Source organism: Tsukamurella soli, from assembly GCF_039541155.1.
In the GTDB taxonomy this organism is placed as follows: domain Bacteria; phylum Actinomycetota; class Actinomycetes; order Mycobacteriales; family Mycobacteriaceae; genus Tsukamurella; species Tsukamurella soli.
In genome coordinates, this window is sequence record NZ_BAABFR010000022.1 from 21,770 (window position 1) to 47,185 (window position 25,416).

The window sequence follows — 25,416 nt, forward strand, 5'->3', positions numbered from 1 at the left end:
GACTCTCCTCCCCGCCGCGCCGAACCTACTGCGCGTAACGCTCGACCACCGCAGCAATTATGGACGCCACCTCCGACACGTCGCTCAGTACGTGCTCATTGGTGAACCGGAGTACCCGGTACCCGGCCAGTAGCAGGTCCGCATCGCGGCGGCGATCAGCGGCGTACTTCTCAGGCGTTCGGTGGTCGGCACCGTCGACCTCCACTACCAACCGGGCCACGTCGAAGAGCAGGTCGACCCGTACGTCGGGGTGCAGCACGCCCAGCGGGACCAGCGTGTTCCATCGTCGGGCGACCGCCCACGGCTGCCGCGTGAGGGCCTCCTCGAGCCGCTGCTCGGCCGCGCTCGCGGGGTGGGGTCGCCCCGACAGCGGTGGGTACAGCACCTGCGGGGCGGGCGCCGAGGCACCGTCGTCGCCCTCGTCGACGTGCACCAGAGCGAACCGGTCCAGCGGTGCCGCGCCGGGCCCGATCAGCCACACGGTGACCCCCGCGCCGGCCACCCAGTCGCAGGCGCCGGTGACGGCGTCGGGCGCGCTGGGTGCATCGTCCAGGACGCAGGCGAGCGCGAGCCGGGTGCGCCCGTAGCTGCGCGGCAGGGCGTAAGCAAGCGCGTCGAGCCGCTCGCGCCGCGGCAGCCGTGCGAACCCCGGACGTCCCACTGCGAGCCGCGCCAACTCGCTCAGCGCCGTGCCCACGCCCGGCGGGCCGCTGTGCTCGTGTGCGAGACCACGGACGGCGAGGGTCACCAACCGTGAGCCCGGTCGGCGGTCCTTGATCTCGAGCCAGCCGGCACCCGGCAGCCAGGCGGGGAACAGGTCGACCGCGACGCCGGTGAGCGCCTCTACCACGCCCTCCGCGACGTCAGACGCCGAGCCGGAGCCGAGGGGGAGGACGACCACCGTGGGGTCGTCGGCGTCGAGGTCGTCCAGCGCGGCGGCCAGCGCGCCCCGCGCCACGGGCAGGCGGGTGACGCCGCCGAGGGGCAGGTCCGCCAGGCGCATACCGGGCAACGTACTCGCGCGTGTCCGCCTCGGCGATGTCGCCCCACCCACCCATCCCCTACAGGATGTAGGGGGACACCGGACGGCTGGGGTCGCCGGGCGGGGGTGGGGTGGCGGCCGCGGTCAGCGCGTCCCGGACCAGGCGTACCGGGGCGCTGGCGGCGGACGCGGAGCGGGAGACGGTGAACACCTCCCGGCGCGGCGATCCGGGTAGGGCGACCAGATGGAGCCCCTCGTATCGCTGCGCCTGCACCAGGTCGGGGAGGATCCCGACCGCGTGGCCCGCGGCGACGAGGCCCATGTGTACGTGCAGGTCGGCGGCCTCGTACCGCACGTCCGAATAGTATGGTGCGATCATCTTCGCTTTTATTCATCATATGGCGGGCCCACACTGAATCCATCAGGACAGGGGGTGGCCATGGAGCACACGATCACGGCGGAACTGGCGCAGGAGGCCGTCGCCCAGGTCGAGCGATGGCTCGTGGCCAGTCGGGGAGAGCCCGTCGATACCGCGGCCCGGCGGCTCGCGGGCGTGTTGGGCGACCCGCACGGGCTCGACTTCACCGTCGGCTTCGTGGACGGAGTCGTGCGGCCCGAGGATCCGCGGGTCGCGGCCCGCAACCTCGCGGCGCTGGTGTCGCTGACCCCCGGCTTCCTGCCGCTCCCCCTGCGGGTCGCGATCCGGGCCGGTGCCGCCGCCGGTCCGGTGGCGCCCGGCGTGGTGGTGCCGGCGGCACGGAAGGTGTTGCGGCAGATGGTCCGCCACCTGATCGTGGACGCCACCGACCGCAGGCTGGGGCGGGCGATCGCGCGGCTGCGCGGCGACGACGGTGACATCCGGCTCAACATCAACCTGCTCGGCGAGGCGATCCTGGGGAACGAGGAGGCCGCGGCGCGGATCGGCGGCACGCGCGCGCTGCTCGAGCGCGACGACGTCGACTACGTGTCGATCAAGGTCTCCTCGACCGTGGCGCCGCACAACCCGTACGGCTTCGACGCCGCCGTGGCGCACGCCGTCGACGCCCTCCGCCCGCTGTACCGGATCGCCTCCGCCCGCGGGAAGTTCATCAACCTCGATATGGAGGAGTACAAGGACCTCGACCTCACGATCGCGGTGTTCGAGACGCTGCTGTCCGAGCCGGAGTTCCGCGGCCTCGAGGCGGGAATCGTGCTGCAGGCGTACCTGCCCGACGCGCTGGCGGCGATGATCGACCTGCAGGCCTTCGCGGCGGCGCGGGTCGCGGCGGGCGGGGCTCGGATCAAGGTGCGGGTGGTCAAGGGCGCCAACCTGCCGATGGAGCGTGTCGACGCCGAGCTCCACGGCTGGCCGCTCGCCACCTGGTCCACCAAGCAGCAGACCGACGCCTCCTACAAGGCGATCCTCGAGTACGCACTCCGTCCCCAGCACACCGCCAACGCGCGGATAGGGGTCGCTGGGCACAATCTCTTCGACATCGCCCTCGCGTGGCTGCTCGCACAGCGCCGCGGGGTCACGGCCGACATCGACTTCGAGATGCTGCTGGGCATGGCCACCGCCCAGGCCGCCGTGGTCAAGCGGGACGTGGGCTCGCTGCTGCTGTACACCCCCGTCGTGCACCCCCAGCACTTCGACGTCGCGATCGCCTACCTGATCCGGCGGCTCGAGGAGGGCGCGTCGCAGGACGATTTCATGTCCGCGGTCTTCGACCTCGACTCGAATCGCGCGCTGTTCGAGCGGGAGCGCGACCGCTTCCTGCGGTCCGTCGCGGACGTTCCGACGACGGTGCCGGGGCCCGCCCGCGTCCAGGACCGTACCCGACCGGCCGAGCCGGGGCTGCGCGGCGGATTCGTGAACACCCCCGACACCGACCCCGCCCTCGCGCCCAACCGGCGCTGGGCGGATGCGATCCGCGGCCGGATGCAGGGTTCGACACTGGGGGAGGCGACCGCGGACGCGGGCCTGGTCCCCGACGCCGAGCGCCTCGGCGAGGTGCTCACGATCGCGCGGGCGGCCGCCGGTCCATGGGGCGCGCTGACCGCCGACGAGCGCGCCGAGATCCTGCACCGCGCGGGCGATGCGCTCGAGGCGCGACGCGCCGAGCTGCTCGAGGTGATGGGTGCGGAGTGCGGGAAGACGCTCGACCAGTCCGATCCCGAGGTCAGCGAGGCGATCGACTTCGCGCACTACTACGGGGAGTCGGCGCGGCTGCTCGACACCGTCGACGGCGCGACGTTCACACCCGTGCGCGTCACCGTCGTCACCCCGCCGTGGAACTTCCCCGTCGCCATCCCTGCCGGCTCGACGCTGGCCGCGCTCGCGGCGGGGTCGGCCGTCGTGATCAAGCCCGCAGCGCAGGCCCGGCGCTGCGGCGCCGTGTTGGTCGAGGCGCTGTGGGAGGCCGGCGTGCCGCGCGAGGTGCTGCAGTACGTGCAGCTCGCCGGGGGAGCACTGGGTGCCGCCCTGATCGGCGATCAGCGGGTGGATCGGGTGGTGCTCACGGGCGCCTACGAGACCGCCGAACTGTTCCGTGGTTTCCGGCCCGACCTGCCACTGCTCGCCGAGACGTCGGGGAAGAACGCGATCGTCGTGACACCCAGCGCAGACCTCGACCTGGCGGCGAAGGACGTGGCGTACTCGGCATTCGGGCATGCGGGACAGAAGTGCTCGGCGGCGTCGCTGGTGATCCTGGTCGGGTCGGTCGCGCGGTCGGGACGGTTCCGTAGGCAGCTGCTCGACGCCGTGCGCTCCTACCGCGTGGGGCGGCCGTGGGATGCGTCCGCGCAGGTGGGCCCGCTGATCGAGCCGGCGTCGGGAAAGCTGCTGCGCGCTCTGACGACGGTCGAGGCGGGGCAGTCGTGGCTGCTCGAGCCCGAGCGGCTCGCGGACGACCTGTGGCGGCCGGGCATCCGTGACGGTGTCGCGGCCGGGTCGCGGTTCCACCTCACCGAGTACTTCGGGCCCGTACTGGGGATCATGACCGCCGACACCCTGGACGAGGCGATCGACCTGGTCAACCGCATCGACTACGGGCTGACCTCCGGCCTGCACTCGCTGGACCACGTCGAGATCGCGCGGTGGCTGCGGCGGCTGGAGGCTGGGAACCTGTACGTCAACCGCGGCATCACCGGGGCGGTGGTGCAGCGGCAGCCGTTCGGCGGCTGGCGGAAGTCGGCGGTCGGTGCCGGCGCCAAGGCGGGCGGCCCCAACTACCTGTTCGGATTCGGGACGTGGTCGGATGCACCGGTCTCCGCGTCGGCGGGGGCGGACGGGCTGCGCCGTGCGGCCCTCGCCGCCTGCCCCGACGATGCGTGGCTCGATGCGGCCCTGGCCAGCGATCAGGTCGCCTGGGCCGCCGAGTTCGGTGTGGTCCGCGACGCGACCGGCTTGGTGCGTGAGCAGAACGTGTTCCGCTACCGCGCCACGCCGGTGACCGTGCGGTTCGAGGGGGAGCCGATCGCGCAGCTGGTGCGCGTCTGCGCCGCCGGGATCCGCGCCGGCGGTGAGCTGACGGTGTCCGTGCCGGTCGCGCTCCCCGCGACCGTCGTCTCCTGGCTCGCCGACGCGGGCGTCACCGTCGCCTACGAGGACGACGGCGGGTGGCGGGCTCGCGTCGCGCAGCTGGGCCGGGACGGTGGCCGGGTGCGGCTGATCGGCGGGTCCCGCACCGCCGTGGCGGAGGCGACGGCCGGGTCGCCCGCGGTCGCGGTGTACGACGGCCCGGTGGTCTCCGCCGGGCGCGTCGAGTTGCTCACCTTTCTGCGCGAGCAGGCGGTATCGGTGACCGCGCACCGGTTCGGCACCATCCACCGGCACGAGATCCCCGGCCCGGGGCGGCTAGCGGAACGCACCGGACGACGTCAGGGAGGTGCATGACGGTCTCGCACAGCTCGTTCGGGATTCGGTACTCGTTCGGACCGTCGAGTCCTGGCCGGGATCGGCGATCCGCTGATGCTCCGACAACAGGAACTCTTGCTGGATGCGCCCGTTGTACGCCTTACAGCAGTGGATCGCAGCGGCCCGGTCCCCGTTGTGCTTGCAGAGGTGGTGGCGTAGATGCCACGGTTGGGACGACCTGCTACCTGCCGAGGTCGCCGGCTGAGATCGCCGCCGCCGTGATTTGGTGCCCACCTGCGGGTTCACGTACTATTGACCGGTTGCCTGAAGGGCGGCGCGCTAACGCGTGCCGTCAGGCGGGTGACGGACCGCGCGTGTCTGGGTCGGAAATCCGGCACGCATGACAATCCAGGTCTATAGGAGACTGTAGTGATTCAGCAGGAGTCGCGGCTGCGTGTCGCCGACAACACGGGCGCGAAGGAGATCCTTTGCATCCGCGTTCTCGGTGGTAGCTCACGCCGCTACGCCGGGATCGGCGACATCATCGTCGCCACCGTGAAGGACGCCATCCCCGGTGGCAACGTCAAGCGCGGCGAGGTCGTGAAGGCCGTCGTGGTGCGCACCGCCAAGGAGCGGCGTCGCCCGGACGGCTCGTACATCCGCTTCGACGAGAACGCGGCCGTGATCATCAAGAACGACAACGATCCCCGCGGTACCCGCATCTTCGGCCCGGTCGGCCGCGAGCTGCGTGAGAAGAAGTTCATGAAGATCGTCTCGCTGGCGCCGGAGGTGCTCTAGATGAAGGTGCACAAGGGCGACACCGTCCTCGTGATCTCGGGCCCCGACAAGGGCGCGAAGGGCAAGGTCGTCGAGGCCTTCCCCAAGAACGAGAAGGTTCTGGTCGAGGGCGTCAACCGGATCAAGAAGCACACCAACGCGCCTGCCGGTGAGCGCGGCGCCGAGCAGGGCGGCATCGTCGTCCAGGAGGCTCCCATCCACGTGTCCAACGTGATGGTCCTCGACTCGGACGGCAATCCCACCCGCGTCGGCTACCGCGTCGACGAGGAGAGCGGCAAGCGCGTGCGGATTTCCCGCAAGAACGGGAAGGACATCTGACATGAGCACCACTGAGAAGACCCAGCCCCGTCTGAAGGCCAAGTACCGCAACGAGATCAAGACGGCTCTGAACGACGAGTTCAAGTACGAGAACGTCATGCAGATCCCCGGCGTCGTCAAGGTCGTCGTCAACATGGGTGTCGGCGACGCCGCCCGCGACGCGAAGCTGATCAACGGCGCGGTCAGCGACCTCGCCCTGATCACCGGTCAGAAGCCGGAGATCCGCAAGGCCCGCAAGTCCATCGCGCAGTTCAAGCTGCGTGAGGGCATGCCGATCGGCGCGCGCGTCACCCTGCGCGGCGACCGCATGTGGGAGTTCCTGGATCGCCTGACCTCCATCGCCCTGCCCCGTATCCGCGACTTCCGCGGTCTCAACGGCAATCAGTTCGACGGCAACGGCAACTACACGTTCGGCCTGAACGAGCAGTCGATGTTCCACGAGATCGACGTGGACAAGATCGACCGCCCGCGCGGCATGGACATCACGGTCGTCACGTCCGCCACCAACAACGAGGAAGGCCGCGCGCTGCTGAAGCACCTCGGCTTCCCCTTCAAGGAGAACTGAGAATGGCAAAGAAGGCGCTGGTCAACAAGGCCAACAAGACGCCGAAGTTCGCGGTCCGCGCCTACACCCGGTGCAACCGGTGCGGCCGCCCGCACTCGGTGTTCCGCAAGTTCGGCCTCTGCCGTGTGTGCCTGCGTGAGATGGCGCACGCCGGCGAGCTCCCCGGCGTGCACAAGAGCAGCTGGTGACACCCGCGCCGTAGGGCAGGTCCCCGCGGCGCCCACCTGATCCACGGACGGCCCTGTCCGGTACCTCGCGTACCGGACAGGGCCGTCCGTCGTCGTGTCGCGCCGGCGTTGAGCTCGAGGCGTGAGCAGGGCCGGGGGACTGACGGTGGCCGGCGTGGCGGGCGGAGAGGTCTGTCGGGAACGACGGTGCGTCGGTGTCTGCGGTCCGCCCCGCCGACGTCGATACCGTCGCCGTCGTCCTCCCAACATGTGCACCGTCCCGTCGGTCACCCCGCTGACCTGGGGGCCGACGGAACGGTGCACATCTTCAGTCGGTGCCGAGGTCGAACGCCGCGCTGTTACCCACCTCGTCGAGGTGCGCGGGCGTCTGCTCGCCGCCCGAGACGATGGCCTTGGCCCCGCCGACCTCGAGGTCGCCGACCAGCGCCGCGGTCTCGCCCGCGACGATGCCCTGCGCGGCGTACTGCTCGAGCCGGGCACGGGAGTCGGCGATGTCGAGGTTGCGCATGGTGAGCTGGCCGATCCGCTCGTCGGGCCCGAACGCGGCGTCGCCGACGCGCTCCATCGACAGCTTCTCGGGGTGGTACGAGAGGTTGGGGCCGGTGGTGTCGAGGATCGAGTAGTCGTCGCCGCGGCGCAGGCGCAGCGTCACCGAGCCGGTGACCGCCGAGGAGACCCAGCGGATGATGGCCTCGCGCTGCATCAACGCCTGCGGGTCGAGCCAGCGGCCCTCGTACATCAGGCGGCCCAGGCGGCGGCCCTCGTTGTGGTAGGTCGCGATGGTGTCCTCGTTGTGGATCGCGTTGACCAGGCGCTCGTACGTCGCGTGCAGCAGCGCCATGCCGGGCGCCTCGTAGATGCCACGCGACTTCGCCTCGATGATGCGGTTCTCGATCTGGTCGGAGATGCCGAGGCCGTGCCTGCCACCGATGCGGTTGGCCTCGTGGACCAGCTCGACGGGGTCCGCGAACTCGACGCCGTTGATCGCGACCGGTACGCCGGCCTCGAACGTCACCGTCACGTCCTCGGCGGCGATCTCCACCGACTCGTCCCACGGGGCCACGCCCATGATCGGCTCCACGATCGTGACGCCGTTGGACAGGAACTCGAGGTCCTTCGCCTCATGCGTCGCGCCCCAGATGTTGGCGTCCGTCGAGTACGCCTTCTCGGTGGAGTCGCGGTACGGGAAGCCGTGCGCGACGAGCCACTCGCTCATCTCCTTGCGGCCGCCCAGCTCGGTGACGAACTGCGCGTCCAACCACGGCTTGTAGATCCGCAGGTTGGGGTTGGCCATGAGGCCGTAGCGGTAGAACCGCTCGATGTCGTTGCCCTTGTAGGTGGAGCCGTCGCCCCAGATGTCGACACCGTCCTCCTTCATCGCGCGGACCAGCATCGTGCCGGTGACGGCGCGGCCGATCGGCGTGGTGTTGAAGTAGGTCTTGCCGCCGGAGCGGATGTGGAACGCGCCGGTCTGCAGCGCGGCCAGGCCCTCCTGCACCAGCAGTTGCTGGACATCGACCAGGCGGGCGATCTCGGCGCCGTAGTCCTTGGCGCGGTCGGGCACGGCCGCGATATCGGGCTCGTCGGGCTGGCCGATGTCGGCCGTGTAGGTGCAGGGGATCGCGCCCTTGTCGCGCATCCAGGCCACGGCCACCGAGGTGTCGAGGCCACCGGAGAAGGCGATGCCGACGCGTTCGCCGACAGGGAGGGAGGCAAGGACCTTAGACATAGTCCAGGAGCCTATCGGCCCCGCTCACGATGAGTGCAAGGGTGGTGGGCAGGCTACGGCGCGGGCCGCTCGGCCGCGATCACCGTGAGCGCAACCGTGGGCAGGGCGCGTGGGCGCGCATAGCGTCCGGAACGCCACCCCACGCCAGTTCCGAGGAGACCTTGATGACCGCATCGACCACCGGCGCGCTGAGCGCCATCATCGACGTCACCCGCGACGCCGTCGAGCGGAACGTCGCGAACGCGCACGTCACGTTCCGCGCCGCCGCCACGCCCGAGGGGGCGGTCGGTAGCCGCGTCCGCGCGCGCCAGCATGTGCTCACCGTCGACGAACCTCCCACGCTGGGCGGTGAGGACACTGCGATCAACCCCGTGGAGGCCTACCTCGCCGCGCTGCTCACCTGTCAGGTCGTCACCTACCGGTTCTACGCCGACCGGCTGGGGCTGACGATCGACGAGCTGGACCTCTCCGCGGAGGGCGACCTCGACGTGCGCGGGTTCTTCGGCCTCGACGAGGGCGTGCGGCCCGGATTCACGCAGGTGCGGGTGGAGATCCGCATCCTCGGACCGGACGCGCCCGAGCGCTATCGCGAGCTGACCGACACCGTCGACGCCCACTGCCCGGTGCTCGACCTGACGGCGAACCCCACGCCCGTCACCACCACGCTCCGGGTCGCCTGAGCCGGCGCCCCGGCACCCGGTTCACGCCGGGAGGGCGATGACGGGAACCGGCGAATGCGTCAGGATGCGGGTGCCGCGCGTGCCGATGAACACCCGGGCCAACCCGCCGTGCGGGGTGGTTCCCACACACAGCACGTCGCCGGGCACCCAGTCGAGCGCGGACAACGCGTCGCTCCAGTCGTCGCCGGTCGAAACGACGGTGGGTACATCCGCCAGCAGACCACCCGGCCGGCGCAGCTTCGCGACCGCACGCTCGGTCTGGTCGATCCACTCGGCGAGTGCCTCGTCCTCGCTGTCGAGGCCGCCCTCAGGCGGGTACATCACGACTCCGCGGACGCCGAACGTCGCCACGCGCACGCGGGCCCCGAACGTCGCCGCCAACGCGAGCGTCTCACCGAGCACGTGCTCGTTCTCGGTGCTGCCGTCGAATGCGGCCGTGAGCTCGGTGCGTCGGGGCGGCGCCGCGGTGGCCACGGCGGACCAGCCCAGCGGTGCGACGGCGACGGGGACGCGGCTCGAGTGGATGAGCCGATTCGCCACCGGCCCGACGGAGATGCGGCCGCCGCGGCCCGGCGCGCTGGCCAGGACGACGAGCGACGCGGAGACCTCCGAGACGCCGTCGATCAACGCCAGGCCCGTCGACCGCGAGATCCGATGCGCGAACCGCACATCCAGGTCCCCGGCGGACGGGAGCGCGGTCAACACGGACCGCGCCTCTGCCTCGGACTCGGCGAACCTGCGCCGGGTGTACTCGCCGAACGCGTCGGTGGCCCGGCCCGGCATCAGGTTGCGGGGGCGCACCGCGACCGTCATCACGTGGATCGGTAGCCTCGCCGCCGCGGCCAGCTGCGCCGCCAGCAGCAGCGCGTCCGAGCCCGGCTCGCCGCCCTTGAATCCGACCAGGATGCTCATCGTGTCGCCTCACCGTCGCGTGGCCCGCGGGCGACGGGTGGTCGCGCGGGCCGAGTTCTTTCCACCCAAGTCAAGTTGAAGACGGCCGCGATCGCCACCCAGGCGGCGAACGCGGGGCCCGGTCGCGCTTGCGTGGCAGGTCAGCGCGGGAGGTCGTGGTCGCCGCTCCGGCCGAGCCGATCCTCGAGCGCGCCCAGCAGCGTCGCGAGGCCGTCGTTGAGGCCGTCTATGCGGCCGGCGAGGGCGGGCAGCACGAGGTCGCGTTCGCGGCGGGTGCGCTCGGCGGTGGCGGCCGCCCAGCGCGCCCGCCCGCGCTCTGTCATGGTCACCGGGCGGCTGCGCGCGTCACCGTCGGCGGTGGCGGGGCCGATCAGCCCGGCCTCCGTGAGGCGCTTGAGCCGGGTGCTGACGGTGCCGGACGTCAGCGCAAGGGTCTGCATCAGCTCCGACGGCGTGACCGGCCGGCCCGCGCGCACCAGGACCGACAGGGCGGTCCAGTCGCCGCGGCTGAGGCCCTGTGCCTCGGCGACCTCGTCGAGGACCCGCTCGAACTGCCGAGCCAGGCGGCCGATCCGCTGCCGCAGCGCCTCGACGTCGGGATCCGTGTCCGCCGACGGCATGCGGGCGAGCCAGTCGGGCAGCTCGCGGCCGACCGAGTCCATCCGCAGCCTCCTCGCCGAACAATATCTTGACTATCAAGATACCATCGTCGTGACAGTCGAGAACCGTGGAGGTAGCCGTGTCGAAGGTCTGGTTCATCACCGGCGCCAGCGCCGGCTTCGGTCGGGCGATCGCGGAGGCCGCCCAGGCCCGGGGCGACACCGTCGTCGCCACGGCGCGCGACCCTCTCTCCGCAGCGGGCTTCCCGCACGCCCTGCGACTGGACGTGACCGACGGCGCCCAGGTGGACGCCGCGGTGGCCGCGGCCGTTGCGGCCCACGGCCGCATCGACGTCGTGGTCAACAACGCCGGGCACGGTCTGGTCGGGGCGGTGGAGGAGGTGTCCGATGCCGAGTTGCGTGCGCTGCTCGAGGTGAACCTGCTGGGCGTGTGGCGCGTCACCCGCGCGGTACTGCCGCACCTGCGCCATCAGGGCTCGGGCCACATCATTGCGCTGTCGTCGGTCGGTGGCATCGTCGGCAACCCGGGCCACGCGGCCTACGCGACCAGCAAGTTCGCGCTCGAGGGGATGTCCGAAGCGCTCGCGGGGGAGGTGGCGCCCTGGGGCGTGCGGGTCACCGTCGTCGAGCCCGGGCCGTTCCGCACCGAGTTCGCCGGCCGGTCGCTCGGGATGTCCGCTCCCCTCGACGCGTACTCGGACACGGCCGCGGGCACCCTGCGCCGCCGCTTCCGCGACCAGGACGGGCGCCAGCCGAACGATCCCGCCAAGGCGGCCGCCGCGATCCTCCGGGTGGTCGACCACCCGGCTCCGCCGCTGCGGTTGCCGCTCGGGCCGGAGGCCGTCCACCGCATCCGGGGCAAGCTGCACCGGCAGCTCGTCGAGATCGACGAGTGGGAGGCACTCGCGGTGGACACGCGGTTCGCGGAATGACGGTGCCGTCAGCGTGGCCGGGACGTGGTCGAGCGCGGGCCGGTCCAACCGGCGGGGCCCGCGTTGTGGCTGAAGTAGATGCTGCGTCCGGCCTCGATGTGGGCGCGCATGATGGACTGCGCCCACTGCGGATCGTGTGCCTCGATAGCGGCCACGATCTCGCGATGGTGTTGCTGGGAGCGGGCCAACTGATGGGCGTCGTAGGAGTGGAAGGTCCGACTGATCAGTGGTGTACGCAGCACGACGGAGATGGCTTCGCGGGCCAGCCGGGCGCGAGCGGAATCGATGATGACGCGGTGGAATTCACCGTTGAGCGTCGCGAGTTCATCGAGATGTTCGGGGCCGAGCTCGGTGACGGCGTCCATCTCGGTGATCAGCTCGTGCAGCCGCGCGATCGCTTCCGGGTCCGCCCGGGTGGCCGCGAGACCCGCGGTGTAGGGCTCGAGCAGGGCGCGCACATCGAAGATCGTGGCCGTGTCCGCGTCGTCGAACGCGATCAGCTGCGCGCCCTTGTTCGGGCGGATCTCGACGATCCCCTCCGCTGCCAGCCGGCGCAGGGCCTCGCGCACCGGGGTTCGCGACACCCCGATGGTCTCGGCGAGGTGCGCCTCGCGCAGCGGCGCCCCCTGGGCGAAGCGGCCGTCCCGGACCATGGCCCAGATCTCGTCGTAGACCCGCTCGCTCTCGCTCGACATCAGGCCTCCTGCCGCAGTGTGCCGTCGACACGGAGTGTGTCAGACGCCGTCGGAGCACGAGTGGCGTCCACCCGACCGTTCAGAGCGCATCGATCTCCTCGAGGGTTCGGTTGCGGGTCTCGATCCCGATCAGCAACATGGCGACGGCCAACACCAGCAGGGCGCCGATGATCAGGGCCATGACCGCGTCGATTCCGCCCGCGCCGTAGAGGCCGACGACGATCGGGGGCGCCGCGATCGCGGCGATCCGGCCGGTGGTGTTGGCGACGCCGTTGCCGCGCAGGCGGACGTCGGTGGGAAAGAGCTCCGGGACGTGGGTGGCGATCCCGAAGGCCACCAGCAGGTAGACGAGCGTGAACATGATGAATCCGAGGAATGTCGCCAGGTAGATGTTCGGCGACGACAGATATGCCCAACCGGTGACTGCTGCGAGCAGCGAGAACACGAGGATTCCGTACCTACGGCCCACCCGGTCGGAGATCAGCGCCGCGATCAGGGCACCCGCCGGGCCGCCCAGCGACATCAGCGCCGAGTAGCCCAGCGACGAGGACACGCCGAGGCCCTGGCCGACCAGGAAGGTGGGCACCCAGACGACGAAGCCGTAGATCACGATGTTGAGGACGACGTGCACGCAGACGGCGATCGCGGTGCGACGCAGATAGGGCGGCTTGAACAGGTCGACGCTGCCGAGCTTGCGGGCGGGCCTGTCGTCCACCGCTGCCGGGTCGGGCGGGTCGGGCAGTTGTGCCGGTGCGAATTCCCGCTCGATGCCGGCCATGACGGCTTCGGCCTCGGCATCCCTGCCCTGCGACTTCAGCCAACGCGGCGATTCGGGCATCGCGCGGCGTCGGAACCAGATCACGAACGCGCCGACGCCGACGATGACGAACATCACCCGCCAGCCGAGGTGCGGAATGATCAGGAAGCCGAGCAGCGTCGAGAAGAAGAGCGCGGAGTTGGCGATCAGCGACAGGTAGGCGGACCACTTCCCCCGGACCTGCGGGGGCACGAACTCTCCCAGGCATCCGTAGCCGATGACGATCTCGGCGCCCAGGCCGAGCCCCATGAAGAAGCGGCACACGATCAGCCACTCCATGGACGGTGCGACCGCGCCGGCCAGCGACGCCAGGCCGAAGATCGCCAGGTTGAACTGATAGCTGAACTTACGACCTTTCACGTCTCCGAGATATCCCGCGGCCAACGCCCCGAGCAGCATGCCGACGGAGGTGATGGACACGAAGGTTGCGTTGTGGCCCAACGTCGACCAGCCGCTGTGCACCAGGGCGCCGAGCACGCCCGCCGCCAGATAGACGTCGAACGAATCGAAGAACATCCCGGCACCGATGAGCCAGATGATGCGTCTGTGGAATCTGCCGACCGGCAGACGGTCCAGGCGAGGACCGGGGTCGGTCATGAACGTGTTCCTTCCGCCCGCATCGGCGCTGCCGGGCCGGCGTTCCATCGGTGTGCCGCCGGTTCCCGCCGCGTGCCACCCCTACGCAGCGGCTCCTCGATCACCCGGAGTCCGTCCCGCAGGCCGACCTCGACCAGGGCGATCGTCGAGGGAGGCCACAGTGCCGGTTCTCGACGCGTCATCTCAGGACACCCTCCCGGCGCAGCCGGGCGACGTCCGCTGCGTCGACGCCGAGTCGGGTGAGCACCTCGTCGGTGTGCCGGCCGAGCTCCGGTCCGGCCCACTTGACCTCTCCCGGGGTGCGCGAGAGCCGGGGGAAGACGTTCTGCATCGGCACGTCACCGAAGTAGGGGTGCGCGACCCTGACGATGGCCTCCCGCGCCCGGAAATGGGGATCGGCGAGCATCTCGGGCGCCCGGAACATGATGCCGGCGGGGACGCCGTGCTCCTGGCAGATCTCATCCAGCCGTTCCCAGGGCATCGTCGCCGTCCAGGCCGCGATCCGCCGGTCGAGTTCCGCCTGGCGGGCCCCGCGGGCGTTGTGCGTCGCGTAGCGGGGATCCGTTGCCAGTCCGGGTTCGCCCATCGCCTTCGCCAGCCGCCGGAAGACGGTGTCCTGGTTGGCGGCCAGCAGCACCTGGGTGCCGTCGGCGCAGGGGTAGACGTTCGACGGCGCGACATCGGGCAGGAAGCTGCCGGAGCGTTCCCGCACCTGGCCGCCGATCTCGTAGTCGGCGATCAGCGACTCCATCACCGCGAAGACCGACTCGTAGATCGCCGCATCGACGATCTGTCCCCGCCCGGTGCGGTCGCGCTCGATCAGGGCCGACATCACCCCCATGGCCGCGAAGACGGCGGCGAGGGTGTCGCCGATCGCGATACCCACCCTGCTCGGTGGGGCCGAGGGGTCTCCGACGACGTACCGCAGGCCGCCCATCGCCTCGCCGATGCTGCCGTAGCCGGCGCGGCCGGAGTAGGGCCCGGTCTGCCCGAACCCGGTGATCCGCGCCAGTACCAGGCCGGGGTTGTCAGCGCTGAGCCGGTCGTAGCCGAGGCCCCAACGTTCCAGGGTCCCGGGGCGGAAGTTCTCGACGACTACATCCGCCTGCGCCACGAGCCGGCGCACGAGGTCCTGTCCCTCCGGCCTCCGCAGGTCGACGCACACCGACTTCTTGTTTCGCCCGACCACCGACCACCACAGCGAATGGCCGTCGGGCTTCTGCCGGCCCCACTGGCGCATCGGGTCGCCGCCGTTCGGGTCCTCGATCTTCACCACCTCTGCGCCGAGATCGCCGAGCAGTTGTCCGCAGTACGGCGCGGCCACCAGCTGTCCGAGTTCGACGACCCGCATGCCGGCCAGCGGCCCCGGTCCCAGGTCGTCAGCGGCGCGGGTGGAGATGGGTGTGGTTTCAGTCACACAGATATATTGCATACCAAAATGGCCTCAGTCAACAGAAAATACCGATAAAAGGTACGGATAGATTAATTTTTGCATGCAAGCAGATCGAACCGGAGCGGAAGCGGCATCGGTGTCCCGCGGGTCGACGGGCACGGCTCGGGGATGTGCCTCCGTGATCCGTCCGGACCGAGCCGCGAGACGCGCCGCCGGACGCCGTGAACCGCACCGATTCGACTCCGACCGACGCCTTCTCTACACTTGTGAGGTTGCCTGCCGTGCTGTGAGCACGGCCGGCGCACTTCCCCGAACCGGTTCGCCGGTCCGGAATCCCTGCGGCGCAACGGCTTCGCAGGACGGTTTACTTCGTAGTAGGCCCACCGTCGGACGCATCAGGCCCGTAGTTCTCGCGGGGAACCGGTGCGCCGTCGATGCATGGGAACCGCTGCGAGAAAGGTAGACGGACGCTGTCATGACCATGACCGATCCGATCGCAGACTTCTTGACCCGTCTGCGCAACGCCAACTCGGCGTACCACGACGAGGTGAAGCTCCCGCACTCGAAGATCAAGGCGAACATCGCTGAGATCCTCAAGCGTGAGGGTTACATCACCGATTACCGCACCGAGGACGCCGAGGTGGGCAAGAGCCTCATCGTCTCGCTGAAGTACGGCCAGAGCCGCGAGCGCTCGATCGCCGGCCTGCGGCGCGTGTCGAAGCCGGGGCTGCGCGTGTACGCGAAGTCCACCAACCTGCCGAAGGTCCTGGGCGGCCTGGGCGTGGCGATCATCTCCACGTCCTCGGGTCTGCTCACCGACCGCCAGGCAGCCAAGCAGGGCGTGGGCGGCGAAGTCCTCGCCTACGTCTGGTAAGGGGGATACACAATGTCGCGTATTGGCAAGCACCCCGTCGTCGTCCCCGCGGGCGTCGATGTTCAGATCACGGGCCAGGACATCACCGTCTCCGGTCCCAAGGGACAGCTCGGCCTGACGATCGCCGAGCCCATCACCGTCGCTAAGAACGAGGAGGGCGCCGTGGTGGTGTCCCGCCCCGACGACGAGCGGCGCAGCAAGTCCCTGCACGGCCTCTCCCGCACCCTGGTCGCGAACCTGGTGACCGGTGTGACCGAGGGCTACACCAAGAAGATGGAGATCTACGGCGTGGGTTACCGCGTCGCGCTCAAGGGCAAGGACCTCGAGTTCTCCCTCGGTTACAGCCACCCGGTGCCGATCGCGGCGCCGGAGGGCATCACGTTCGCCGTCGAGAGCCCCACCAAGTTCTCGGTGACCGGCATCGACAAGCAGCAGGTCGGCGAGGTGTCGGCGGTCATTCGTCGCCTGCGGCGGCCCGACCCCTACAAGGGCAAGGGCGTCCGCTACGAGGGCGAGCAGATCCGTCGCAAGGTCGGAAAGACGGGTAAGTAAGACATGGCTACTGCACAGACCGAGAACAAGCGCACCCCGGTGGGTAAGGACGTCTCGACCCGCCGTCGCACCGCGAAGGCTCGCCGGCACTTCCGCCTCCGCAAGAAGATCGAGGGCACCGCACTGCGGCCGCGCCTCGTGGTCAAGCGCTCGAGCCGGCACATCCACGTCCAGCTGGTGGACGACGCGAAGGGCCACACGCTGGCCGCCGCGTCGACCATCGAGCCCGACGTGCGTGCCGCCGGTGGCGACAAGACCGAGCAGAGCAAGAAGGTCGGCGAGCTGATCGCCGCCCGCGCCAAGGCGGCGGGTGTCGAGGCCGTCGTGTTCGACCGTGGTGGCAACAAGTACCACGGCCGTATCGCGGCGCTCGCCGATGCCGCCCGCGAAGGCGGGTTGAAGTTCTGATGACCAAGTTCACTATCCGAGGAGAGGGTGCCTGATGCCCGGACGTCAGCGTCGTGACGGCGGGAACGGCCCCGCCGGCAACAACAACGGTCCCGACAACAACAACGATCGCCGCGGCCGCGGCCGTGACCGCGATCAGCGTGGTGGTCGGGGCGAGGCCGAGAAGAGCAACTACATCGAGCGCGTCGTCACCATCAACCGCGTGTCGAAGGTCGTGAAGGGTGGTCGTCGCTTCAGCTTCACCGCCCTCGTGATCGTCGGCGACGGCCAGGGCATGGTGGGCGTCGGCTACGGCAAGGCCAAGGAAGTTCCTGCGGCCATCCAGAAGGGTGTCGAGGAGGCGCGGAAGAACTTCTTCCGGGTTCCGCTCATCGGCAGCACCATCACGCACCCGGTGCAGGGTGAGGCCGCGGCGGGCGTCGTCCTGCTGCGTCCGGCCAGCCCCGGTACCGGTGTGATCGCCGGTGGCGCCGTCCGTCCCGTGCTCGAGGCGGCGGGCGTTCACGACGTCATCGCCAAGAGCCTCGGCAGCGACAACGCGATCAACGTCGTGCACGCGGCCGTCGCGGCCCTCAAGTCGCTGCAGCGCCCCGAGGAGGTCGCGGCTCGCCGCGGCCTGCCCATCGAGGACGTCGCTCCGGCCGGCATGCTGCGTGCTCGCGCAGGACAGGGAGCGTAGACATGGCAGAACTCAAGGTGACCCAGGTGCGTGGCACCATCGGCACCAAGAAGAACCAGCGCGAGAGCCTGCGGACCCTCGGTCTGAAGGGCATCCGGAAGAGCGTGGTCCGCGAGGACAACCCGCAGAACCGTGGCCTGATCCAGGTGGTTGCGCATCTCGTGGAAGTTGAGGAGGTGTAACCATGGCTATCAAGCTGCACGACCTTCGCCCCGCGAAGGGCGCGAAGACGGCCAAGACCCGCGTGGGTCGTGGTGAGGGCTCGAAGGGTAAGACCGCGGGTCGTGGTACCAAGGGTACGAAGGCCCGCAAGAACGTCCCCGTGGCGTTCGAGGGTGGCCAGATGCCGCTGCACATGCGGCTGCCGAAGCTCAAGGGCTTCAAGAACCGCAACCGGGTCGAGTACCAGGTCGTCAACGTGGGCGACATCGCCCGGCTGTTCCCGCAGGGCGGCACCGTGGGCGTCGACGAGCTCGTCGCGGCGGGCGCGGTCCGTAAGAACCGCCTCGTCAAGGTGCTGGCCGACGGTGACATCACCGTCGCCGTCACCGTCGCCGTCGACAAGGTGTCGGGCGCTGCCAAGGACAAGATCGCCGCAGCCGGTGGCTCGGTGACCGAGGCCGGCAAGGCCTGACGGTATCGTCGCGAGAGCCGCGGCGGGTGCTGCGTGTACCCGCCGCGGCTTCGTGGGTTTCTGGGGTGTGTCCGGTTCGCCGGGCTCGTCCGTAGCGGCCCTCCCGCTGCTCCGCGCCCTGCGGTGAGTAGCCGCCTGCCCGATCGGGTGGCGGGGATGCTCCGTGAGCGGCCGGATCGGGAACGGCTGTTAGAGTTTCAGACGTTTGCAACTGACCAAGCAACTTCGGGCTAGAAGACCTACTGCCCGTGGCCAGGAGGATGTGTGCTTTCCGCCCTAGTCCCGATCTTCCGCACGCCGGATCTGCGTCGGAAGATCCTGATCGTCGTGGGCCTCCTGGTGCTCTACCGGCTCGGCGCGACGCTTCCGGCTCCCGGCGTCAACTACAAGAACGTCAGCGCCTGCATCGACCAGATCAGTAAGGGCGCCAACGCCGACATCTACTCGCTGATCAACATGTTCTCGGGCGGCGCGCTGCTGCAGCTGTCCGTTTTCGCGATCGGCATCATGCCGTACATCACGGCATCGATCATCATCCAGCTGCTGGGTGTCGTGATCCCACGCTTCGAGACCCTCCGCACGGAAGGGCAGGCGGGGCAGGCCAAACTCACCCAGTACACGCGCTACCTCACCGTCGCGCTCGCAGTGCTGCAGTCCACCGCCATCGTCGCCCTCGCATCGCGCGGTCAGCTGCTGCAGGGCTGCCAGCAGGAGATCCTCGTCAGCAAGTCGATCTTCCAGCTCTCCGTGATCGTGCTCGTGATGACCGCCGGCGCCTGCGTCGTCATGTGGATGGGTGAGCTGATCACCGAGCGCGGCGTCGGCAACGGCATGTCGCTGCTGATCTTCGCGGGCATCGCCTCGCGCCTGCCGGCCGAGGGCAAGCAGATCCTCGACGGCCGCGGCGGCCTGGTGCTGGGCCTCGTGCTCGTGGCCGCCCTGATCATCATCGTGGCGGTCGTGTTCATCGAGCAGGGCCAGCGCCGGATCCCGGTGCAGTACGCCAAGCGGATGGTGGGCCGACGTATGTACGGCGGGTCGTCCACGTACCTGCCGCTCAAGGTGAACACCGCCGGCGTCATCCCGGTCATCTTCGCGTCGTCGCTGCTGTACCTGCCGACGCTCCTGGTGCAGTTGCTGTCCAACGGCAACCAGGTCTCCGGCTGGCAGCAGTGGATCCAGACCTACCTCGGTAACGCTGGCAACTGGGTGCACGTGCTGGTGTACTTCCTGTTGATCGTGTTCTTCACCTACTTCTATGTCGCGATCACCTTCGACCCCGAAGAGCGCGCGGACGAGATGAAGAAGTTCGGTGGCTTCATCCCCGGCATCCGGCCGGGCAAGCCCACCGCCGATTACTTGAGTTATGTGCTGCAGCGGATCACGCTTCCCGGGTCGCTGTACCTCGGTATCATCGCGATCCTGCCCAACCTGTTCCTGTCGGGTGTCAACGGTGGTGGCATCGCGGCCACCTTCGGTGGTACATCGGTGCTGATCATGGTGGGCGTCGGCCTCGACACGGTGAAGCAGGTCGAGAGCCAACTGATGCAACGCAACTACGAAGGGTTCTTGAAGTGAGACTGGTGATTCTCGGCCCCCCCGGAGCGGGCAAGGGCACGCAGGCGGAGCAACTGTCGGAGAAGTACGGGATCCCGCACATCTCGACCGGTGACCTGTTCCGCGCGAACATCAGCGCGGGGACCCCGCTCGGCATCGAGGCCAAGAAGTACATGGACGCGGGCGACCTGGTGCCGTCGTCCGTCACCGTCGACATGGTGCGGTCGCGCCTCGCCGAGCCCGACGCCGTGAACGGGTTCATCCTGGACGGCTTTCCGCGGTCGACCGAGCAGGCCGACGCGCTCACCGAGATCCTGGCGGACCGGTCGGAGAAGCTCGACGCCGTGCTCTCGTTCGAGATCTCGGAGGACACCGTCGTCGAGCGCATGCTGGCCCGCGGCCGTGCCGACGACACCGAGGACGTCATCCGCAATCGGATGCACGTGTACGAGCGGGAGACCGCGCCGCTGCTCGACTACTACGGCGACTTCGTCACGCGCATCGACGCCGTCGGTGACGTGGACCAGGTGCTGGGGCGCGTCGTGGCGAAGCTGGACGCCTGACGCCGGTGGTGCGTTTCCGGCCGAAGAAGACGGTTCCGTTCCGCAGTGCGGGCGAGCTCGATGCGATGGCCGCCGCGGGCGCCGTCGTCGGGGCGGCTCTGGTCGCCGTCCGTGACGCCGCCCGGGTCGGCGTGTCGACGCTCGAACTCGACGAGGTCGCCGAGGCGGTGATCCGTGGTGCGGGCGCGACGCCGTCCTTCAAGGGCTACCACGGCTTCCCGGGATCGATCTGTTCCTCGGTCAACGAGGTCGTCGTCCACGGCATCCCCGACCGGGCGACGGTGCTCGCCGCCGGCGACCTGGTGTCGATCGACTGTGGCGCCATCCTCGACGGCTGGCACGGCGACTCCGCGTGGACGTTCGGCGTGGGTGAGCTCTCCGAGGCCGACGCGGACCTGTCCGAGGCCACTCGACTCGCTATGGAGGCGGGCATCGCCGCGATGCTCGAGGGCGGGCACCTCACCGACGTGTCGCACGCCATCGAGACCGAGACGTACGCAGCGGCCCGGAGGTTCGGCCGCGACCTCGCGATCGTCGACGGCTACGGCGGCCACGGCATCGGCCGCGAGATGCACCTCGACCCGTTCCTTCCCAACGAGGGCAAGCCGGGCCGTGGGCCTGCACTGGTCGTGGGCTCGACCCTTGCGATCGAACCGATGCTGTCTCTCGGTACCGCCTCCACCACGGTGCTCGACGACGACTGGACCGTGGTGACCGACGACGGCTCCCGCGCCGCGCACTGGGAGCACACCGTGGCGGTCACCGCCGACGGGCCGCGGATCCTCACGCTGCGCCCGTAGCCGCTGGCTGCGCCCGTAGAACCGAACCTGTGCACCCTTCCGTCGACCGACGGAAGGGTGCACAGGTTCATGTGGGGTGATGCGTATCCGGCGCCGGTGGCATCCTGGAATGCGTGGACGCGATCATGCATGCACTCGGGAACAACTGGTGGCTGCTCTTCGTGTTCGGTGGCTCGATCGGGGGCGCCGTGCGCGGCGTCGCCGCGTGGAACGAGCGCCGTGCCCAGCGGCGCCTCGAGCGGTATCGGATCAAGCAGGCCACGAAGGCCGAGCTCGCGAAGGCCAAGGGGATGGGTCGCGTCGACCGGGAGACCGCGCGGCGCGAGCTGACGAAGACCGTGGCCGAGCACGACACCGTCGACGACCGCTGGTTCGGCTACGAGACCGACCTCGCGACGATCCTCGACTTCCCGATGATGATCGATATGCGGGAGCCGCTTACCGTCGAGTTCCACAAGGCCCGCCATCGCGCCGACCTGCTCCGCCCCCAGCCGCCCGAGTCGCTGCTCGACTCCCGTGAGGCGTTGGGCGACTACCGCGAGGCGGTACACGCGTACGCCACCGCGTTCGACATCGCCGAGCAGGAGGCCCACCGCCGGCGGCGCGGCGACTTCGACGCCCTTGAGCAGGAGCGGCTCGCCCGGGCCCAGCGGCTGCTCGCGGTCGCGGTGGACGCCGGTGCGACGCCCGACGAGCGGCAGCAGGCATACGCCCGCGCGCGCCGCGAGCTGTACAAGTCGGAGGCCAAGCGGTCTTAGGAAGACAACCACTAGTCCCAACTCCTTGGCTCACAGAACGACATGGCTACGATCCGACTTCCGCCACACCCGGCCGGCCCTGGGCGCCCGGCCGCCCGGCGACGGCGGCATGGACGGTCGCAGCGCGCGCCGCCGCACCGTCCCGCACCTCAGCGCGGTCGGCCTCGAACGCCGTCACCGTCTCCACCATGTCCGCTCCTCCCGCCCGCGCCTCGCCGCTCGAGTCGTATCCGCACCGCCCGTGCGGACCCATACGTCGGTCTACCGGACGGGTCTGACACGTAGCGCTTCCCTCGCCTCGTGCCAGGCCGCCGGCCACGTCGAACCGGTTCGAAGTGATTCGAATCAGATCCTCAGTGATCGAACTTTCATTCGACACCCTCTAATATAGCGTGGGTCACCGACACGTCAAGGGCACCTATTCGAGGGGGAACCGTGGACGACGCGCCACCCGGGGCGCCCGCCACCGGAGGCGACTACGCCGCCGCGCGGATCGTCGCGCTGTCGCCGCAGGACGCGACGCTGTGGCTGCCGGCCGCGTTGCAGATCTACGTCAGCGCCATGAACTACCCGCAGGGGACCGAGGTGCACCGCGGCCCCATGTGGCGCGAGCACCTGGCCCGCACGGGCTACTCGGCCTTCGGGGCGCTGGCGAAGCTGCCCACCGCGACCGGGCCGGTCGACCACCTGGTCGGCGTCGCCTACGGCTACCGCGGCGAGCGCGACCAGTGGTGGAACCACCAGCTGCGGCTGGGCCTGCGGCAGCGCGGACACGCACCCGCCGTCATCGACGACATGTCCAGGGAGTACTTCGAACTCACCGAGCTGCACGTACACCCCACCGCGCAGGGCCGAGGCCTCGGCGCGCGCCTGCTGACCGCCCTACTCACCGGCCGCTCCGAACCGCGTGTACTCCTGTCCACCCCGGAGGTCGAGGGCGAGTCCAACCGCGCCTGGCGGCTGTACCGCACCTTCGGGTTCACCGACGTACTGCGCGACTTCCGGTTCTCCGGCGACCCGCGGCCCTTCGCCGTCCTCGGCCGCCCGCTTCCCCTCGAGTCCCGCCCCGCCGAGCCCCGCCCGCTCCGACCACACCCGACCCCGCCGCGCCCGTGACCGCCGAGTTGGACTGCGCGGTCGTCGGCTCGGGTCACAACGCGCTGGTGGGCGCCGCATACCTGGCCCGCGCCGGCCGCTCCGTCACGGTGTTCGAACGCGACACCGTCCCCGGCGGCGCGGTCTCGACCGTCGAGCGGTTCCCCGGCTTCCGAATCGACCGCGGCTCGTCCGCACACCTGATGATCCGGCACACCGGCATCGTCGACGACCTCGAGCTGTCCCGATACGGGCTGACCTACCTCGACTGCGATCCGTGGGCGTTCGCTCCCCCGCCGCCGGGAGCACGCGGCGTCCCGCCGATCCTCTTCCGCGTCGACCTCGACGCCACCTGCGAGTCCATCGCCCGCGCGTGTGGGGCCCGCGACGCGGCCGCCTACCGTCGCTTCGTCGGGGACTGGCTGCCGCGGGCACGGGCGATGATGACGGCGTTCGGGGCGCCACCGTCGCCGTCGCACCTCGGCCGGGCGTTCTGGCCCGCGCGGGGGCGGGTGCCGAACGGCCACTCGATACGGGCGAACCTGTCGCGCACCGTCGTCGGGATGTCGCACGCGTTCCTGCAGTCCGGCGACTCGCTGCTCGACGAGTACTTCGACGACGAGCGGCTCCGCGCGGCGCTCGCGTGGTTCGGCTCCCAGTCCGGCCCGGCCATGAGCGAGCCCGGTACCGCGCCGATGGTCGGCTTCGCGGCGCTCATGCACGTGCGGCCACCCGGCCGCGCGATCGGCGGCAGCGGGGCGCTCACGGCAGCGCTGCTGACCCGCCTCGCCGCCGACGGTGCCGTGGTGCGGCTCGGTACGCCCGTCACCGCCCTCGCGCCCGACGGTGCCGGGTGGCTCGTCACGACGGCCGGCGGCACCGTCCGTGCCCGCACCGTACTCGCCGGCTCCCACATCCTGGCCACCCTGGACCTGCTCGCCGCCGGAGGCTACGACGCCACGCGGATAGCCGCATGGCGCCGACGTATCGAGGTCGGCCGCGGCGTCGGGATGGTGCTGCGCCTGGGCACCGACGCGATGCCCGCTTTTCCCGGCATCGCGGCGGCCGATCAGGCAGGCCTCGGCCTCCTGGCCGCCGACCGCGCACACCTCGCCCGAACCCGGGGCGACATGCTCGCGGGCCTGCCGCCTACCCGTCCGGCGGTGCTCTCGATGGCGTTCAGCACGCTCGATCCATCGATCGCCCCGCCCGGCGCGCACAACGTGACCCTGTGGGCGCAGTGGCATCCCTACCGACTCGCCGACGGCAGTAGGTGGCCAGACATCGCCGGTCGCGAGGCCGACCGCGTACTGGCCGAGGCAGACGCCTGGGCCCCCGGGCTGTCCGCGTCTGTCACCCACAGGTACATCCAGACCCCGGACCTCCTCGAGTCCGAGCTCGGCCTGATCGGCGGCAACGTGATGCACGTGGAGATGGCGCTGCACGACATGCTGTTGTTCCGCCCGACCCCCGAACTGGCCGCGCAGCGGGTCCCGGGCGCCCCCGGGCTCGCCCTGGCGGGGGCGTCGATGCATCCCGGCGGAGGCGTCAACGGGGCGAGCGGAAGGTCCGCGGCACGGCTGCTGGAACACGACCTGCGGCGCTCCGGCCGCGGCATCGCTCGGCGCGGCGCGCGGGGAGTGTTCGCCGGTGCGGCCGCGCGGCTGGCACGATAGGCGGGTGCCCGCGAACCATCGCCTCACCTCAGCCCGACGCTCCCCCGGCCGGATAGCCGCGGTGCTCGTCCTCCTGTTCATGGTGTGCGCACCCGCGCTCAGCGCGTGCGCACCCGATCCGCAGGGCGGTGACCGGGTGTACGGGAAGATCGTGGCCGCGCAGGTCCCGGCCGCCGACCCGAAGGGCCCGCAGCTGTCGGTGCCCGGCGACCTGCAGGGCCTCGCGTCGGTCGCGGACTACAACGCCGCCGGCAAGGCCGGCACGCAGATGACGTTCGGGCCGCTCACCTTCGGCCAGTTCAACCAGCTCGGCGACGTGGTGTCCCAGTCGTTCATCGATACGGACGCATCGATGAAGGCGACGGTGGCACGCACCGGCTCCGTAGTGGCGCTGTCGGGCACGATCGACCTCAGCTCGCTGGCCACGAACAGCGCGTCGGTGATCATGTCCGTGCAGTTCCCCGGCCCCGTCACCGCGACCAACGGCCGCCAGGACAGCGACGACACCGTCACCTGGACCGTGAACGGCGGCTCGTCGGCGAACCTCACGAGTGAAGCCCACTATGCCGACCCGTCGATCCAGGCGTTCACGAAGTGGTCGTGGATCTGCGCCTTCGTCGGTCTGCTCGTCGCGGTCGTCGTCGGGGCCATCGCGTACACGCAGCGGGACCGCTCGCCCAGGCCGGGCGCCGACGGTGCCGGGGAGTCGCTGCTCGAGCTCTCGCAGCGGCTGCGGCAGAAGCTGCACCGCTGACCGTC

The 25,416-nt window shown here is 70.2% G+C and carries 27 protein-coding genes; 19 read left to right on the forward strand and 8 right to left on the reverse strand.

The features are described 5' to 3' along the window. Positions 1–25 precede the first annotated feature (25 nt). Both ABD908_RS09155 and ABD908_RS09160 read right to left on the reverse strand, forming a co-directional pair. Entirely contained in the window at positions 26–1,003 is a 978-nt protein-coding gene (locus ABD908_RS09155) for an endonuclease domain-containing protein (RefSeq protein ID WP_344994083.1), read from the reverse strand. A 58-nt stretch (positions 1,004–1,061) separates the two neighbouring features. Then, positions 1,062–1,361, reverse strand: coding sequence for a LysR substrate-binding domain-containing protein (locus tag ABD908_RS09160; protein ID WP_344994086.1), 300 nt, complete (start codon positions 1,359–1,361; stop codon positions 1,062–1,064). A gap of 60 nt (positions 1,362–1,421) precedes the next feature. Between ABD908_RS09160 and ABD908_RS09165 the strand changes: the two genes are divergently transcribed. The 5 genes from ABD908_RS09165 (at position 1,422) to ABD908_RS09185 (ending at position 6,686) form a co-directional block, all read left to right on the forward strand. Further along, complete coding sequence (locus ABD908_RS09165) at positions 1,422–4,856, forward strand: bifunctional proline dehydrogenase/L-glutamate gamma-semialdehyde dehydrogenase (RefSeq protein ID WP_344994089.1); 3,435 nt, start codon at positions 1,422–1,424, stop codon at positions 4,854–4,856. 390 nt (positions 4,857–5,246) lie between these two features. Next, positions 5,247–5,615, forward strand: coding sequence for a 50S ribosomal protein L14 (gene rplN, locus ABD908_RS09170; RefSeq protein WP_344994092.1), 369 nt, complete (start codon positions 5,247–5,249; stop codon positions 5,613–5,615). Then, positions 5,616–5,933 (forward strand): 50S ribosomal protein L24, encoded by a 318-nt coding sequence (rplX, locus tag ABD908_RS09175; RefSeq protein ID WP_344994095.1) that lies wholly within the window; start codon positions 5,616–5,618, stop codon positions 5,931–5,933. It abuts the gene before it with no gap. Position 5,934: 1 nt separating this feature from the next. Further along, the gene (rplE, locus tag ABD908_RS09180) at positions 5,935–6,498 is read left to right on the forward strand and encodes a 50S ribosomal protein L5 (protein ID WP_344994098.1); all 564 of its coding nucleotides are present in this window, start codon (positions 5,935–5,937) and stop codon (positions 6,496–6,498) included. Positions 6,499–6,500: 2 nt separating this feature from the next. Then, the gene (locus ABD908_RS09185; protein WP_344994101.1) at positions 6,501–6,686 is read left to right on the forward strand and encodes a type Z 30S ribosomal protein S14; all 186 of its coding nucleotides are present in this window, start codon (positions 6,501–6,503) and stop codon (positions 6,684–6,686) included. A 307-nt stretch (positions 6,687–6,993) separates the two neighbouring features. Here the strand turns inward: ABD908_RS09185 and argG are convergent, their stop codons facing one another. Further along, positions 6,994–8,415: an argininosuccinate synthase gene (argG, locus tag ABD908_RS09190; protein WP_344994104.1), complete on the reverse strand. Its 1,422-nt coding sequence runs from the start codon at positions 8,413–8,415 to the stop codon at positions 6,994–6,996. A gap of 164 nt (positions 8,416–8,579) precedes the next feature. Between argG and ABD908_RS09195 the strand changes: the two genes are divergently transcribed. Beyond that, the gene (locus ABD908_RS09195; protein ID WP_344994107.1) at positions 8,580–9,095 is read left to right on the forward strand and encodes an OsmC family protein; all 516 of its coding nucleotides are present in this window, start codon (positions 8,580–8,582) and stop codon (positions 9,093–9,095) included. Positions 9,096–9,116: 21 nt separating this feature from the next. Here ABD908_RS09195 and ABD908_RS09200 read toward each other — a convergent pair whose 3' ends face one another. Beyond that, on the reverse strand, positions 9,117–10,007 hold the full coding sequence (locus ABD908_RS09200) for a universal stress protein (RefSeq protein WP_344994109.1): 891 nt from the start codon (positions 10,005–10,007) through the stop codon (positions 9,117–9,119). 140 nt (positions 10,008–10,147) lie between these two features. Next, complete coding sequence (locus ABD908_RS09205; protein WP_344994111.1) at positions 10,148–10,669, reverse strand: MarR family winged helix-turn-helix transcriptional regulator; 522 nt, start codon at positions 10,667–10,669, stop codon at positions 10,148–10,150. Between the two features lie 77 nt (positions 10,670–10,746). Here ABD908_RS09205 and ABD908_RS09210 point away from each other — a divergent pair, with 77 nt between their 5' ends. After that, positions 10,747–11,559, forward strand: a complete 813-nt coding sequence (locus tag ABD908_RS09210; RefSeq protein WP_344994113.1) for an oxidoreductase — start codon at positions 10,747–10,749, stop codon at positions 11,557–11,559. An 8-nt stretch (positions 11,560–11,567) separates the two neighbouring features. Here the strand turns inward: ABD908_RS09210 and ABD908_RS09215 are convergent, their stop codons facing one another. The 3 genes from ABD908_RS09215 to ABD908_RS09225 all read right to left on the reverse strand — a co-directional run bounded on the left by ABD908_RS09215 (position 11,568) and on the right by ABD908_RS09225 (position 15,019). Next, complete coding sequence (locus tag ABD908_RS09215) at positions 11,568–12,254, reverse strand: GntR family transcriptional regulator (RefSeq protein WP_344994116.1); 687 nt, start codon at positions 12,252–12,254, stop codon at positions 11,568–11,570. A gap of 79 nt (positions 12,255–12,333) precedes the next feature. Then, positions 12,334–13,668 (reverse strand): MFS transporter, encoded by a 1,335-nt coding sequence (locus tag ABD908_RS09220; protein ID WP_344994118.1) that lies wholly within the window; start codon positions 13,666–13,668, stop codon positions 12,334–12,336. A gap of 178 nt (positions 13,669–13,846) precedes the next feature. Beyond that, complete coding sequence (locus tag ABD908_RS09225) at positions 13,847–15,019, reverse strand: CaiB/BaiF CoA transferase family protein (RefSeq protein WP_344994184.1); 1,173 nt, start codon at positions 15,017–15,019, stop codon at positions 13,847–13,849. A gap of 517 nt (positions 15,020–15,536) precedes the next feature. Between ABD908_RS09225 and rpsH the strand changes: the two genes are divergently transcribed. The 12 genes from rpsH (at position 15,537) to ABD908_RS09295 (ending at position 25,411) form a co-directional block, all read left to right on the forward strand. Continuing rightward, the gene (rpsH, locus tag ABD908_RS09230; RefSeq protein ID WP_344994120.1) at positions 15,537–15,935 is read left to right on the forward strand and encodes a 30S ribosomal protein S8; all 399 of its coding nucleotides are present in this window, start codon (positions 15,537–15,539) and stop codon (positions 15,933–15,935) included. A gap of 12 nt (positions 15,936–15,947) precedes the next feature. Next, entirely contained in the window at positions 15,948–16,487 is a 540-nt protein-coding gene (gene rplF / locus ABD908_RS09235; protein WP_344994122.1) for a 50S ribosomal protein L6, read from the forward strand. Positions 16,488–16,490: 3 nt separating this feature from the next. Further along, entirely contained in the window at positions 16,491–16,895 is a 405-nt protein-coding gene (rplR, locus tag ABD908_RS09240; RefSeq protein ID WP_344994125.1) for a 50S ribosomal protein L18, read from the forward strand. Positions 16,896–16,929: 34 nt separating this feature from the next. After that, positions 16,930–17,574 carry a 30S ribosomal protein S5 gene (gene rpsE, locus ABD908_RS09245; protein ID WP_344994128.1) on the forward strand — a complete coding sequence of 215 codons (645 nt, stop codon included), beginning with the start codon at positions 16,930–16,932 and terminating at the stop codon, positions 17,572–17,574. 2 nt (positions 17,575–17,576) lie between these two features. Further along, positions 17,577–17,756, forward strand: a complete 180-nt coding sequence (rpmD, locus tag ABD908_RS09250; RefSeq protein WP_344994131.1) for a 50S ribosomal protein L30 — start codon at positions 17,577–17,579, stop codon at positions 17,754–17,756. 2 nt (positions 17,757–17,758) lie between these two features. Next, positions 17,759–18,208 (forward strand): 50S ribosomal protein L15, encoded by a 450-nt coding sequence (gene rplO, locus ABD908_RS09255; RefSeq protein WP_344994134.1) that lies wholly within the window; start codon positions 17,759–17,761, stop codon positions 18,206–18,208. Between the two features lie 264 nt (positions 18,209–18,472). Then, the gene (gene secY, locus ABD908_RS09260) at positions 18,473–19,786 is read left to right on the forward strand and encodes a preprotein translocase subunit SecY (RefSeq protein WP_344994137.1); all 1,314 of its coding nucleotides are present in this window, start codon (positions 18,473–18,475) and stop codon (positions 19,784–19,786) included. Next, positions 19,783–20,328, forward strand: a complete 546-nt coding sequence (locus ABD908_RS09265) for an adenylate kinase (protein ID WP_344994140.1) — start codon at positions 19,783–19,785, stop codon at positions 20,326–20,328. The genes secY and ABD908_RS09265 overlap by 4 nt, the downstream gene beginning before the upstream one ends. 8 nt (positions 20,329–20,336) lie before the next feature. Beyond that, positions 20,337–21,128, forward strand: coding sequence for a type I methionyl aminopeptidase (gene map / locus ABD908_RS09270; protein WP_344994187.1), 792 nt, complete (start codon positions 20,337–20,339; stop codon positions 21,126–21,128). A 1,193-nt stretch (positions 21,129–22,321) separates the two neighbouring features. Continuing rightward, entirely contained in the window at positions 22,322–23,002 is a 681-nt protein-coding gene (locus ABD908_RS09285; protein WP_344994145.1) for a GNAT family N-acetyltransferase, read from the forward strand. Further along, the gene (locus ABD908_RS09290; RefSeq protein WP_344994148.1) at positions 22,999–24,657 is read left to right on the forward strand and encodes a phytoene desaturase family protein; all 1,659 of its coding nucleotides are present in this window, start codon (positions 22,999–23,001) and stop codon (positions 24,655–24,657) included. The genes ABD908_RS09285 and ABD908_RS09290 overlap by 4 nt, the downstream gene beginning before the upstream one ends. Before the next feature lie 4 nt (positions 24,658–24,661). Next, a complete protein-coding gene (locus tag ABD908_RS09295) occupies positions 24,662–25,411 on the forward strand; it encodes an LppM family (lipo)protein (RefSeq protein WP_344994151.1) in 750 nt (249 codons plus the stop codon). Positions 25,412–25,416: the final 5 nt, after the last annotated feature.